Genomic DNA, 12,723 nt, shown 5'->3' on the forward strand with positions numbered 1-12,723 from the left:
TGCTACTGCACAAGTAGATCGTTAAAATAAACATTATTCAATTGACCTTTTTCTAGTGTTGCATTTATTCTTTGAATAATTTCTATCTTAATGTTATCTATTCCCTTAGCACTTATATCTGTTGATTTTTTTGATCTCAAAACACTTATAACAGCATCTCTTAGTATAGGCTTCTTTTCCTCTAACTCAGTATCTAGTTTCTTGTTATCATAACCTAAAAAAACTTTTACTTTTAAATATCTTTTTCCATCCTCATCTGCAAGATTTACTAAAAACTCATCTAGTCCAAATGTTTTTGCTGAAACTACCTGCTGCAGATAGCTTCCATTTTGAACCATCTGTTGTCCTTGCTGAACCTGGCTCTGTTGAACTTGTCCTTGTTGTACCTGCTGCATAGGTATTTGCTGTTGAACCACCTTCTTAGTAGTATTATCTTTTGAAGCAAAGAAATGGTTATATCCAAAATAACCTCCAGCTCCTAAAACAGCTACTGCCACAACTGCTATAATAATAATTTTTAATTTACTTCCACCTTTTTTTTCTTTGTTATTTTCCATAATGCATGTCTCCCTTTCATTTATATGTACTAAATAAATCAGGAGGTTAACTCCTCACTTTAAATAAATAGAATATAATTATTGTCTATTTTATAATTGAGAAAGAAGCTATTCTTCTTCCTCAATTTTATGTTCATATTTAATTTTTACAGTTAGATTTTTTAAGATTACACTACATTAAACTTTTATCTCACATCTCCAATAAATATTTTTCTCTTATATTCGATTACTTTTTTTATTATTTCATCATTAGATTCTTTTACAAGATATTTATGACCGTTCGTTAGCGTTACAACGCTTTCTGGTATCTGTTCTAGTTTTTCAATATGCTCTGAGTTAATAATAAATTCCTTGTTGTCTAAGCCTGTAATCTTTATCATAAAATCCCACCCTTTTTATTTAGTTGAGAGTTGAAATTTTCAACTCTCAACTATATTTCTATCTCTTTAAGTTAACTAAGTCCTGAAGAATTTCATCTCCAGTAGATATTATTTTTCCGTTTGCCTGAAAGGCTCTACTTGCTATTATCATATCTGTAAACTGTTCTGCTAAGTCTACATTAGACATTTCAAGCATTCCTTGGAGCATTTCTCCATAACCTCCAGCATTATAGCCATCCTCTCCTTCTTTGATGTTAGCACCACATCTAATAGTAGGTGCTCCTGAGTTGGCAGATGCATTATAAATATTCTTGCCCATTTTTGTAAGACCTGCATCATTTTTAAAAGATACCATAGCAATCTGTCCCAATGCTGCTGTTGCTCCTCCATCTAAAACTGCAGTTACGACTCCATCTTTACTAATGGAAAAAGATTGAATTCTAACATCTTTATCTCCCAATTTTACACTATCTGGTATAGCCAGAGGTACTAGTGATGTATCAATTATTTCAGTGTCTGCACCACCCTTACCGTTATCTGTTAAGTCTATTGTATTGGCCTTTTTAACATCGTCTGGACTATAAGTTATTTTTGCATTATTATTAGCATAACCATAAACTCTTAATCCATCTGAGGTTAAAAGATTGCCTTGAGAATCTAATGTAAAGGATCCATCTCTAGTAAACCCAGTTTCAACTCCATTGCTACCAATTGCATGCGCTGCAGGTTCAACAGTAAGTGTTCCTGCATCAGTAGCTGTACTATCTGCAGGAACAGGACCTGAACCTATAACAAAGTATCCTGGCCCATCTATAGCAAAATCTAAAGGTCTACTAGTTGGCTGCATATTTCCTGTTGATGTTACTGTATCTATGCCTGCTATTTGTACACCAAGCCCTACCTGTTTAGGATTTGTGCCTCCTGTAGTTGAAGTAGCCTGTGTCGCTTGTGCCATGTTTTGGCTTATCATATCCTGAAATCTTATTCTTTGTGATTTAAATGCCGTTGTACTTGCGTTAGCAATATTATTTCCAACTACATCAAGTTTTTTCTGATTAGCTTTAAGTCCACTAATCCCTGAATACATTGATGGTAACATAATCTTTACCTCCAAATTTTATTTTATGATTTTATCTTATTTTTGTTACATTTTATAATTTTTGCTTTGTTTCTATCGTTCCACAAAGCTCGGCATCCTAAAGGTCCTGCCGCTATAAAACTACCACACTATCTATATTTGTAAAAACGCTTCCCTTGCTGCTTTCTTTATCTACTGCTGTGATTATTGTCCTATTTCTTATTGAAGTTATAAGTGCAGTATCTTTATATAATATTAATGATTCTTTAGCTCCTTTTTCCTCCGCTTTGTTTATTCCTTCATTTATGTTTTTCATATCAGCCTCATTAAAGCTTATATTTCTCTGCCTTAGCCTTTCAGCAGCATGACTGGATATAACAAAGCTTTCTTTATTGCCTATTTTTTTATCGAGTATGTCTTTAAAGGAAGTATCATTATTTTTATTTTTTTCTGCTTTATTATAGGTCGGGAAGTCTCCAATTAGGTGCAGCTTACCATTGATAACTCTATATCCCATAACATCACTCTTTCTAGGCTAGCTATCTTTTACCCTAATTACTTTATCAAATGTAAAATCTTTAGTTTCTCCACTTGAAGTTTGAACAGTTACTTTTATACCATTAGCATCCCTTGATACCTGCTTTACCATTCCTGTATAATTGTTTCCGCTGCTGTCCTTTTCATCTAGCTCTACAGTCTTTCCTATTAAAGCTGCCGCATTTAGTAGATTCATACTACTATTTGCTGTGCCTGCTACTTTGTTATTGTTCGTTATTCCAATTACATCTTCTATAGCAAACTCTTTAATATTATCAACAATGTTTCCATCTTTGTCTTTTCCTTTTCCTACTATTACATCAACCTTAACAATATCTCCATCTTTAATTACATCTTTAACCTCACCACTATAAAGATTTCCATTATCGTCTAGTTTTTTTAGAGATACAACTTTTCCTATAAGGCTATTTGCTCCTGTAACTCTCATAGTGCTATTTAAGTTAGCCATTTGCTCAAGCCCTGCAAATTGTGCCATTTGTGATACATACTCAGTACCATCTTTTGCATTCTGCGGATCCTGATTGGAAAGCTCTGCTGAAAGTATTTTTAAAAAAGCATTCCTGTCCATATCCTGACCTGATCTTACTATTTTTGTACCTCTTGCAGTCTTAGTGGCATTAGCTTGATTTACGATGTCTAAAAGGCTTTGATTTTGTGTACCATTAACTGTATCTGCCATGAAACTTCACCTCCTCTATTTTTTATGTCTGCTTAGGCTAACATATTTACATTACTGTCAATAGAACTTATATTATCTGCAGTCTCTTCCTCTGATATAGATTCAATTGAATGATTTCTTTTACCTTTGTTGTCTTCATGATTCTGCCCATTGTTAGAACCATCTTTAAAGAAAGTTGTATCTTCGTTATAAATGTTTAGTGCTACACTCTGAACCTTTATATCACTATTTTGAAGCTTGTTAGTCATATCTGATAAATTAGAATTCAATAAATTATAAGCTTCTTTGTTAGCAGCTGTTATAGTTGCTTTCATAGCCCCAGCTTCCATAGTAAGTCTTATAACTACTTCTCCAAGTTCTTTTGGGTTTATTTTAACTGTAAGGTCCTTCATATTATTTAATTCCATATATTTTATAGATTTTATCATATCTGCACTAAAGTTATTTTTGTTTATAACCAAGTTCTCCATTTCAGCTACATTAACATTTTCTACTTTTGCATTGTTAAACTGTGACATAAAATTAGTAACCTTTGAAATTTTATCATCACTATTGTTTGACAAAAGACTTTTGAGGAAATCCTCATCTGATTTAGATTTACCATCTTCCATCATTAAATTTGTGTCAGAAGATTTTTTGTTATTTTTAACAGGAGTTTCTATCTGTTCACCTTGGGTGTTTTTAATAACATTCTTTATATCTTTTAGCGCATCATTTTTATTTGTATTACTGTCATCCTTAATATTTTTTAAAGCAGCCTTTGCATTATTTAATAGAGGATTTATTACTTTTCCTACAGCTGATTCTTCATTATTATTATTGAAGTTTGTAGTGATATTAGCATTTTTTTCTTCATTGCCTAATATAGCTGAAAGCTCAGTTTTTATTTTCTCAATGACATTATCATCATTCAAATTTAAAGCTTGTACCATATCTGGGGAAAGTTCTTTTTTAAGCATTCCAAGCAAATCAGTATTTGACTTACTCTGAGATGTAAGGTTTGAAAGGATATTAAGTAACTTTTCAGCATTTCCACTATTTTTGTCAATAACATTCTTTATATTTATATAGTTAGTGTTATCAAAGTTCCCCTGCATAAAAGTCATAAGCATAGCTAAAAGTGAATTTAAATTCTCATTTTCTTTTACATCTCCACCTAAAAGCTTTTTTATTATAGCTTCTTTTAAATCCTTTTCTGATTTTATGCTGTCTATTTCATCATCATTAAATCCAGCTTCTTTTAAGGCAGCCTTTTCTTCCTTTGATAAAGGCTTATTTTTTGAATTATCAACATCATTACTTCTAGTCTTTTCTACATTTCTTTGTTCATTTAGATTAGTCTGATTACTTTGCCTATTTTCAGTAGGTTGACTAGCTTTTTCAAGTACTTTATTAAAAACATCATCGTTTAAAGGTTTCGTACTTGGTTTAGTCGTATTTGCAAGTATTCTTTTCATGTTTAATGCATTAATCTCCAATTATCTCACCTCCTTTCAAGTTCTTAAGATTTCTTATAAAACCATATAGAGCAAACTCATCATTTGCTTTTTGCTCTATAAGATTTTGCTCTTTTAAAAAGGTTTCTTTTTGTTTTTCCTTTAAGGTCTCTACAGTCTTTCTTTCTATCTGCTTCTGCTTCAGCTCATCTCTTTTCTCTTCTAATACTTTTTGTTTTTTTGCAAGTTCTTCATGAGCTTCATTTATACTGTAATTTATAGCATTTAAATAAACATGTCTTATCTTTTGCTCAATAACTGATTCTTTGCTTGATATCGTTCTATATTTTATATAGTTTTCCTTTAATTCATTGAGCTTTTTCTCTACTTTAAGCTTTTCACTTTGTGCCTCTTTAAAGATCCTTTTGCTTTCATCTTCTTTTTGTAATCTAATGTCTAAAAGCTTCTGCAATCTAAAATGGTATTGCTGCATATCCTACACCCCACTTTTTTTGAGTTGCTCATTGTCAACTAATTAAAAATTTCCCCTAACATATCAATGCTTTCTTGAAAACTACAATGATCATTCATGCCCTGTCTCAAATATTTTATTATTTCATCATAAAACTGTATTGAAAGGTCTACTTTCTTATTACTTCCTTTCACATAAGCTCCGATATTTATTAAGTCCTCTGAATTCTTATAGGTTGCAAGTAAATCTCTAGCATAAGAAGCTACATTTTTATGGTTACTTTCTGCTACCTCTGACATAAGTCTGCTTACACTATTAAGCACATCTATAGCAGGATAGTGATTTTTTGTAGCTAATGTACGAGAAAGTACAATATGACCATCAAGTATACCTCTAACAGCATCTGCAATAGGCTCATTAAAATCGTCTCCATCCACCAGTACAGTATAAAATGCAGTAATAGAACCTTTATCTGACATTCCTGCACGTTCCATAAGCCTTGGAAGCTTTGCAAACACAGAAGGTGTATATCCTTTTGTAGCTGGTGGCTCACCTATAGCAAGTCCAATTTCTCTTTGAGCCATAGCAAATCTAGTAACTGAGTCCATCATTAATATTACTTTTTTACCTTTATCTCTAAAATATTCTGCTATTGCTGTTGCTGTAAAAGCTCCTTTAAGTCTAACTAAAGCCGGTTTATCAGAGGTTGCGCAGACAATTATAGATTTTTTTAAACCTTCTTCTCCTAAGTCCTTTTCTAAAAAGTCTTTTACCTCCCTGCCTCTCTCACCAATTAATGATATTACATTGACATCAGCTTCAGCATACCTTGCAATCATTCCAAGAGTGGTACTCTTACCAACACCACTACCAGCGAATATACCAATTCTTTGTCCTTCACCACAGGTTATAAAGCCATCAATAGCTCTAATGCCCGTCGGTATAACATCTTTAATTCTTCTTCTCTTAAGAGGGTCTGGAGGATCTGTATCTAAGGAATATGGTGTGCCTCCAGATATTAATTCTTCATCTAAGGGATTCCCAAGGCCATCTAAAACCTTGCCAAATAGCTCATCTGAGCATTTTACACTCAGTGGTTTTCCTTCTGGAACCACTCTACAACCTGGAGCTATACCTATAAGCTCTCCCAGCGGCATTAGTATTACATTATTGTCTCTAAATCCAACAACTTCACAGGGTATAGGATTTTCTTTTTCACTATATACCGTGCATAACTCTCCTACAAAGGATCTTATTCCTTCTACTTCTACAGTAAGTCCTATAACCTTTTTTACAATACCCTCGGAGTATGTGAAGTTGGTTTCATTTATTTTTTTATTTAACTGATTAAAATTTATATTAATCATTAATTACACCTCTGAATTCAATTGACAGTTAAGGAATAAGTTAACTTTCGGCCTTTTACCTCTATAGTTACTCCACACTATTAAATATTTCCCTTACCTTCTCCATAGCTATCTGAGCACTAACTACTATTTTCCCATTATCTCTCTCTATGATAGCACTGCCTTCCTTTACGGAGTCATCAGATATTATAAATACTTCTCCTCTTAAAGGAATTTGTTCCTTCCATAGCTCTATATTTTTGCTGAACTCTTCACAGTAAATTTTATTGCTTTTAATTATTATATTTTTAGAGTTTTTTATTTCAGATAAATTTTCAAAAACTAAACTATCTAATGCTTCTTTATCTTTTATCTCTCTTTTTAAAATATTTTCAATGCAATTTATAATTAAACTTTTTATTTCTGCTTCTTTTTCTTTTAAATATCTATCTTTTTCTTCTATGCAGCTTTTTAATATATTATCAGCATTGTTTTTTATAATCTCAGCCTCTGCTAAAGCCTTGTCCAAATTGCTTTTATAACCATCTTCATAGGCTTTATTAAATCCATCATTATAACCTGTTTCATTTCCCAGGCTATATCCTTTCTCATAGGCCTCTTTTTCAATTTTTTCAGCCTCTGCATAGGCAGCGGATAGTATATCATCACTTTGTCTTCTGGCGTTTCCCACCATAGTTTTTGCTAAATTTTCATAACTATCAATGAACACTCTAGCATTAGTTTCATTTTGCTCTTTCTGTTTAATTTCTTCTTTTTCCTGAAACCTTGTAACTATTTCTTTAGGTTTATCACTAACTACACTGGAATTCTTGATGACTCTATACGATGATTGCATCTTCTCCACCTCTTGATATTACTATTTCTCCTGCTTCATCAAGTCTTCTTATAACGCTGACAATTCTTTGCTGCGATTTTTCTACGTCCATAAGTCTTACTGGACCTAAGAATTCAATGTCTTCTTTTAGTGCCGCAGCAGCTCTCTTAGATTGGTTTCTATAGATAGCATTTGCCACCTCTTCTGAACATCCCTTAAGTGCCAACGCAAGCTCTTTAGTTTCCACTTCTCTAAGAACTCTCTGAATAGAAACATCATCAAGAGTAATAATATCCTCGAATACAAACATAGATTCTTTGATTTTTTCTGCAAGTTCTGCATCTTCTTTTTCCAAGGATTCTGTGATATTTCTTTCTGTAGTTCTATCAACTTGATTCAGTATTTCAACAAGAGTTGGAACTCCACCTATTACCTTCATATCAGATTTAACTACAGATGATAGTTTATCATCTAAAACTTTTTCAATTTCTTTAACTACTATTGGTGAAGTATTGCTCATAGCAGCAATTCTAAAAGCTACTTCTGCCTGCACCTCTTCTGGCAGGGCAGATATTATCTGCCCTGACTTATCTGCCTGTAAATAGCAAAGTATTAGCGCTATAGTTTGAGGGTGCTCATTAGATATAATATTTAATAGTTGCTGAGCATCTGCTTTTCTAGCTATAGCAAAAGGTCTAAACTGCTGTGTAGCTTCTGTAACTTTTTCAAGTATCTCAAATGCTCTTTGACTTCCTAAAGCTTTAGAAAGCAGATTTCGTGCATATTCAATACCACCTTCAGTTAAATAGTCCTTAGCTTTGTTTATTTGTATAAATTCCTGTAATATCTCCTGTTTTTGATCTGACTTTACAGATGCTATATTAGCTATTTCATAAGTTATTTTCTGTATTTCAGACTCCGGCAACTTTTTAATTATATCTGCAGAAGCTTCAGGACCAAGAGTTATAAATAATATTGCCGCTTTTTGAACTCCTGTTAACTTTTGTGCATCTCTTGGCATAATTTATCACCTCTCATCCTCTGCTAACCATGATTTCACAATATCTGCAACTTGTTCAGGTTTTTCTTTAGCATATTTCTTTATTTCATTTTCGATATGAGTCTTTTCATCTTCTGTCTCGAAGTCTATAGGTTTAAACTTAGGATGTCCACCTGCAGCATCCATTTCATCACCTATGATAACATCAATGCCTTGAGATTGAAGTTCTTCTTCAAACAGTTCCTCTTCTTCTTTCTTTTTCCTTCTCCATGCTATAAATCCTGCTGTTGCTGCTGCTAATAATATAGCTCCTACAATTCCTGCTATTATATAAGTCTTACGTTTTGCAACATCCTGAGCAGCTTTGTTCATAGCATCTAAATCTTTCTTAACATCATCCTTTGATTTAGTATCGAAAGGAATTCCTTCTACACTTATGCTATCTCCTCTATTATTATCAAAACCTATAGCAGATACAGCAAGATTTTTTACAGAAGTTATTGTTGCTGGATCTACATTTCCGTCTAATGCTATAGATGCTGTTAACCTCTTAACTGCTCCTGGAGCCTTTATAGTTTTTTGCTCAACCTTTGGTACATTGTAATTTTTCGTACTTTCTTCATGAGTTGAAATTCCATTATTATTATTGTTATTTGCAGTCGTATTAGTCATATTATTATCTACTGGGCTATTAGAGGCTCTTGTATTTGGAGTTGTGGAACTATCCTTTACATTATGCTCACTAACTACAACGCTTTTTGGGTCATAGGTTACAGAATCCTGCTGCACTGCATCAAAATCTAAGTCTGCATTTACCTTTACTTTAACCTTGTCCTTTCCATAAACTGCCTCAAGCATGCTAAGCAATCTTTTTTCCACATCTTTTTCGTACTGCTGTTTTAACTGCTGTTGCTTTTCTGCAGGCGTTGTAGAATTTGACATATCTTTATTATTGTTAAATAAGTCTTTAGAAAGTAGATTCATCTTGTCATCTATTACTTCTACATTTTCTTTTGGTATATTTTTAACACTTCCAGATATTAAAGAAACAATTGATTTTACCTGATCTTCACTTAGTTTTGCTCCTGACTTTAGCTTTATTGTAACAGAAGCTTTTCCGGGATCTGTGTCTTTAACAAAAGCTGTATCATCTGGCAAAACAATATGAACTCTGGCATTTTCTACTTCATCAAAACCCTTTATTGTTCTTTCCAACTCTCCTTGAAGAGCCCTTTGATAATTTATTTTCATCTCCTGGTCTGTAGACCCAAATTTACTTTTATCCAAAAGCTCAAAGCCTTGACTTCCATTTGTTAATGGTACATCTGCCAGCATTTGCATTCTTAGCTTGTCCACTTGATCTTTAGGAACTAAAATAGAATTCCCACTTACTTTTGCATCAATTTTTTGATCTTGAAGTTTTTTATAAACTGCAGCAGAATCAGTAGGATCCATATTGGAAAACAAAACATCATATTTTGTTTTGCCTAATGATATACTTAAAAATACTATTGATGCTATAATTCCTGAAACAATTATTCCATAGGCTATTTTTTTATTTCTGCTGAGCCCTTTCCATTTTTCCACCAAATTTTTTAATAACTGTGATAGCTTACCCATTAATCTAGCACTCCTTATTATAACTGTGTTCTACTTAATTCTTGGTAGGCCTCCACAAATTTGTTTCTAATTTGCACTGCCAATTCTAATGACATTTTAGCTTCTTCTGTATCTAACATAACCTTATGTATATCAGTATCTTCACCTGAAATAAACTTTTGCGTTGAATTCTCAGCATTAAGTTGCTTAGCATTAACATCATCAAGCTTTTCTTTTAAAATATCTCCAAATCCACTTCCTGCACTTTCCTCTTGATTGTTTTGCTTATTTCCAATTTTCTCAAAGATTTTATTATCTGGTACAAATTCATTTATTCTCATAATTCACTTCTCCTTATCTGCCAATTTCTAGAGCCTTTAAAAACATGCTTTTTTCTGAATTAACAGCACTAACATTTGCTTCGTAAGCTCTTGTAGCTACTATCATATCTGCCATTTCATTAAGTATATTTACATTTGGCATTGTTACATATCCTTGAACATCCGCATCCGGATTAGAAGGATCATAAACCCTTCTCATAGGAGAGTTATCTTCTTCGATTCCAACTGCTTTTACTCCCGTTGGTACATCTTCGTATCTTCCAGTTTGCTTATTTAATTCATTATTTAAATTTTCTTGAAAAACTGCAACCTTTCTCTTATATGGTTGTCCATCTGCTCCCCTTGTAGTATTAACATTTGCTATATTTGAAGCTATAGTATCCATCCTAAGTCTTTCTGCTGAAAGTCCACTTGAACTTATTCTTAAAGTGTTAAATGCTTTTAACATTTATTTTTATCCCCCTTCTTTATATTACTTTCCATTAACCACATATCTTTCCATAGACAATCTACTGTTAATCTGACTTATTAATGCATTATACATTAATGTATTTGCTGCTTGATTTGTCTCCTCATTCTCTATATCCACGTTATTTCCATCTTCTCTTATGCTGGAGCTTTTATCCGTTTCCACCTTAATTTCTCCATACTCACTTCCATACTTCATATGCTTTTCATCACTAGTCTTAAGTTCCAGATCATCTATACTTCGATTAAGTGACTCTTCAAAGGTTACATACTGCCTTTTATATCCTTTGGTATTTATGTTGGCAATGTTGTTCGAAATAGCCCTACTCCTTGTAGAAGAAGCATCTAAAGACTTTTTCATTAAATTATAAGTTACTTGGTCTTTTGACATATTTTGTATATTCAACTCATCAACCCCTATATTTCATAAATTATACTCAACTTTATATATAATTAGACATTTAGAATAAAATTCCTGCTTAAATTAAAAAAAAATTTAATCTAATTTTATTTTATATTAAACTTGTATTTTGTTATTAATTTTTATGTTACTATCCTAGTTATAATTAATTATATAATAGTACTTATCGCTTGTGTTAATATATTTTTAAAAATTATTTAAAAGTATATTAATAATTTAATGATTTATTGGTTTATTGCTTCATTGATTTAACTCCAAATTTTTACATAAAATTATTATTATTTAATTTTGTCCTTATTATTATACAATAGATTAGCATATTTTGTCATGAATATTCAATAAGTATTTAATCAATATTTAATCTAACATATAATTAATTTATTATATTTTTTAAAATAAAAACAGTCATCAACTTTTAGTTTTTGTTTATGTATCTAAAAGTTGATAACTGTTTTTTATAAACTTAATATATGAAACTCCTTCTCCTATTGTCGAATGAGTAAGCGACCATCTCAAAATCATAGATTTTGGATGCCTGCTTAAGATTTGGGATATCTACTTAAGATTTTGTATGTCTGCTTATATGATTAGCGGCTTTTTAAATTTTCCAATATTCTAAGAACATCCTGTGGAAATTTGTTTGATTGTGCCATCATTGCACTTCCAGCTTCTAGCAATATATTATCCTTGGTAAATTTAATCATTTCTTCAGCTATATCCGCATCTCTGAGATTGCTGTCAGCACCTTCCATTCTATCTGAAATCTCACTTACATTATCCATAGTATCCTCAAATCTATTTTCCAGTGCGCCATATTTACTTCTTACAGAAATGGTTTTATCAAGAGCATTGTTCAAAATACTTAATGCATCATCAATAGATTTTCCACCGCTTTCAATATTAACATCTTTAAGACTCTTTCCTGCAAGAACTCCATCTTTTACTTTAAGCTCTCCTGGTGATAGATCATAAATTGGGATCTTTACACTTTCTCCAGCATTGGCACCTACAGGCATATCTAGTTCTACAAACTCTCCATCACCTGATACTGTACCTTCATTCAATTTAGTCTTATTTAAAAGGCTTTTCCCATTAAATTCTGTACAATCTACTATACTTCCAATTCCCTCTACCATCTGATTAATTTCATTTTGTATAACTTTTCTATCTCCATCTGTGCTAGAGCCACTTCCACTTTGTACAACAAGCTCTCTTATTCTTTGAAGCATCTGAGTTGCACTGTCAAGGCCACCTTCAGCTGATTGAAGCATACTTATACCATCTTGACTATTTTTCCCTGCCATTTGAAGTCCTCTTATCTGCATTCTCGTTCTTTCACTTTGTGCTATGACATTAGGATCATCCTTCGCATTATTAACCTTATAACCTGTTGATATTTTATTCATTGCAGAACTTTGGCTTTCTAGGGTTCTTTTATGTGTCATATATATATTTAATGAAGCCATATTGTGACTTAGTCTCATATTATCACTCCAAACCTATTTTTTTACATATTTACATTAGATCTTACACTATACCATTTTTTGCCCAAT

The 12,723-nt window shown here is 32.3% G+C and carries 15 protein-coding genes; all 15 read right to left on the reverse strand.

Annotation, left to right across the window (positions count from 1 at the left end):
• Positions 1-2 precede the first annotated feature (2 nt).
• On the reverse strand, positions 3-560 hold the full coding sequence (gene fliL, locus RCG18_RS01365; RefSeq protein WP_308041944.1) for a flagellar basal body-associated FliL family protein: 558 nt from the start codon (positions 558-560) through the stop codon (positions 3-5).
• Positions 561-742: 182 nt separating this feature from the next.
• The gene (locus RCG18_RS01370; protein ID WP_308039650.1) at positions 743-937 is read right to left on the reverse strand and encodes a flagellar FlbD family protein; all 195 of its coding nucleotides are present in this window, start codon (positions 935-937) and stop codon (positions 743-745) included.
• A gap of 58 nt (positions 938-995) precedes the next feature.
• Entirely contained in the window at positions 996-2,036 is a 1,041-nt protein-coding gene (locus tag RCG18_RS01375) for a flagellar hook-basal body complex protein (protein ID WP_308039651.1), read from the reverse strand.
• A gap of 112 nt (positions 2,037-2,148) precedes the next feature.
• Positions 2,149-2,532 carry a TIGR02530 family flagellar biosynthesis protein gene (locus RCG18_RS01380; protein ID WP_308039652.1) on the reverse strand — a complete coding sequence of 128 codons (384 nt, stop codon included), beginning with the start codon at positions 2,530-2,532 and terminating at the stop codon, positions 2,149-2,151.
• 18 nt (positions 2,533-2,550) lie between these two features.
• Entirely contained in the window at positions 2,551-3,252 is a 702-nt protein-coding gene (locus RCG18_RS01385; protein ID WP_308039653.1) for a flagellar hook capping FlgD N-terminal domain-containing protein, read from the reverse strand.
• 32 nt (positions 3,253-3,284) lie between these two features.
• Positions 3,285-4,730, reverse strand: coding sequence for a flagellar hook-length control protein FliK (locus RCG18_RS01390; protein ID WP_308039654.1), 1,446 nt, complete (start codon positions 4,728-4,730; stop codon positions 3,285-3,287).
• A complete protein-coding gene (gene fliJ, locus RCG18_RS01395) occupies positions 4,720-5,181 on the reverse strand; it encodes a flagellar export protein FliJ (RefSeq protein WP_308039655.1) in 462 nt (153 codons plus the stop codon). Before fliJ ends, RCG18_RS01390 begins: the two co-directional genes overlap by 11 nt.
• Before the next feature lie 38 nt (positions 5,182-5,219).
• Entirely contained in the window at positions 5,220-6,527 is a 1,308-nt protein-coding gene (gene fliI / locus RCG18_RS01400) for a flagellar protein export ATPase FliI (RefSeq protein ID WP_308039656.1), read from the reverse strand.
• A 67-nt stretch (positions 6,528-6,594) separates the two neighbouring features.
• On the reverse strand, positions 6,595-7,362 hold the full coding sequence (locus RCG18_RS01405; RefSeq protein ID WP_308039657.1) for a flagellar assembly protein FliH: 768 nt from the start codon (positions 7,360-7,362) through the stop codon (positions 6,595-6,597).
• Positions 7,346-8,362: a flagellar motor switch protein FliG gene (fliG, locus tag RCG18_RS01410; protein WP_308039658.1), complete on the reverse strand. Its 1,017-nt coding sequence runs from the start codon at positions 8,360-8,362 to the stop codon at positions 7,346-7,348. Before fliG ends, RCG18_RS01405 begins: the two co-directional genes overlap by 17 nt.
• A 6-nt stretch (positions 8,363-8,368) precedes the next feature.
• A complete protein-coding gene (fliF, locus tag RCG18_RS01415) occupies positions 8,369-9,961 on the reverse strand; it encodes a flagellar basal-body MS-ring/collar protein FliF (protein WP_308039660.1) in 1,593 nt (530 codons plus the stop codon).
• Between the two features lie 17 nt (positions 9,962-9,978).
• A complete protein-coding gene (gene fliE, locus RCG18_RS01420) occupies positions 9,979-10,281 on the reverse strand; it encodes a flagellar hook-basal body complex protein FliE (protein WP_308039661.1) in 303 nt (100 codons plus the stop codon).
• A 13-nt stretch (positions 10,282-10,294) separates the two neighbouring features.
• A complete protein-coding gene (flgC, locus tag RCG18_RS01425; RefSeq protein WP_308039662.1) occupies positions 10,295-10,729 on the reverse strand; it encodes a flagellar basal body rod protein FlgC in 435 nt (144 codons plus the stop codon).
• A 24-nt stretch (positions 10,730-10,753) separates the two neighbouring features.
• Positions 10,754-11,155, reverse strand: coding sequence for a flagellar basal body rod protein FlgB (flgB, locus tag RCG18_RS01430; protein ID WP_308039663.1), 402 nt, complete (start codon positions 11,153-11,155; stop codon positions 10,754-10,756).
• Between the two features lie 602 nt (positions 11,156-11,757).
• Positions 11,758-12,654 (reverse strand): flagellin, encoded by an 897-nt coding sequence (locus tag RCG18_RS01435; protein ID WP_308039664.1) that lies wholly within the window; start codon positions 12,652-12,654, stop codon positions 11,758-11,760.
• Between the last annotated feature and the right edge of the window lie 69 nt (positions 12,655-12,723).

This window comes from Clostridium sp. OS1-26 (genome assembly GCF_030915445.1).
GTDB lineage: Bacteria > Bacillota > Clostridia > Clostridiales > Clostridiaceae > Clostridium_AM.

What these genes read in the sequence shown, in the direction of transcription:
- RCG18_RS01370 (WP_308039650.1), bottom strand. Translation starts at nt 937, where the DNA reads ATGATAAAGATTACAGGCTTAGACAACAAGGAATTTATTATTAACTCA.
- RCG18_RS01375 (WP_308039651.1), bottom strand. Translation starts at nt 2,036, where the DNA reads ATGTTACCATCAATGTATTCAGGGATTAGTGGACTTAAAGCTAATCAG.
- RCG18_RS01380 (WP_308039652.1), bottom strand. Translation starts at nt 2,532, where the DNA reads ATGGGATATAGAGTTATCAATGGTAAGCTGCACCTAATTGGAGACTTC.
- RCG18_RS01385 (WP_308039653.1), bottom strand. Translation starts at nt 3,252, where the DNA reads ATGGCAGATACAGTTAATGGTACACAAAATCAAAGCCTTTTAGACATC.
- fliJ (WP_308039655.1), bottom strand. Translation starts at nt 5,181, where the DNA reads ATGCAGCAATACCATTTTAGATTGCAGAAGCTTTTAGACATTAGATTA.
- fliI (WP_308039656.1), bottom strand. Translation starts at nt 6,527, where the DNA reads ATGATTAATATAAATTTTAATCAGTTAAATAAAAAAATAAATGAAACC.
- RCG18_RS01405 (WP_308039657.1), bottom strand. Translation starts at nt 7,362, where the DNA reads ATGCAATCATCGTATAGAGTCATCAAGAATTCCAGTGTAGTTAGTGAT.
- fliG (WP_308039658.1), bottom strand. Translation starts at nt 8,362, where the DNA reads ATGCCAAGAGATGCACAAAAGTTAACAGGAGTTCAAAAAGCGGCAATA.
- fliF (WP_308039660.1), bottom strand. Translation starts at nt 9,961, where the DNA reads ATGGGTAAGCTATCACAGTTATTAAAAAATTTGGTGGAAAAATGGAAA.
- fliE (WP_308039661.1), bottom strand. Translation starts at nt 10,281, where the DNA reads ATGAGAATAAATGAATTTGTACCAGATAATAAAATCTTTGAGAAAATT.
- flgC (WP_308039662.1), bottom strand. Translation starts at nt 10,729, where the DNA reads ATGTTAAAAGCATTTAACACTTTAAGAATAAGTTCAAGTGGACTTTCA.
- RCG18_RS01435 (WP_308039664.1), bottom strand. Translation starts at nt 12,654, where the DNA reads ATGAGACTAAGTCACAATATGGCTTCATTAAATATATATATGACACAT.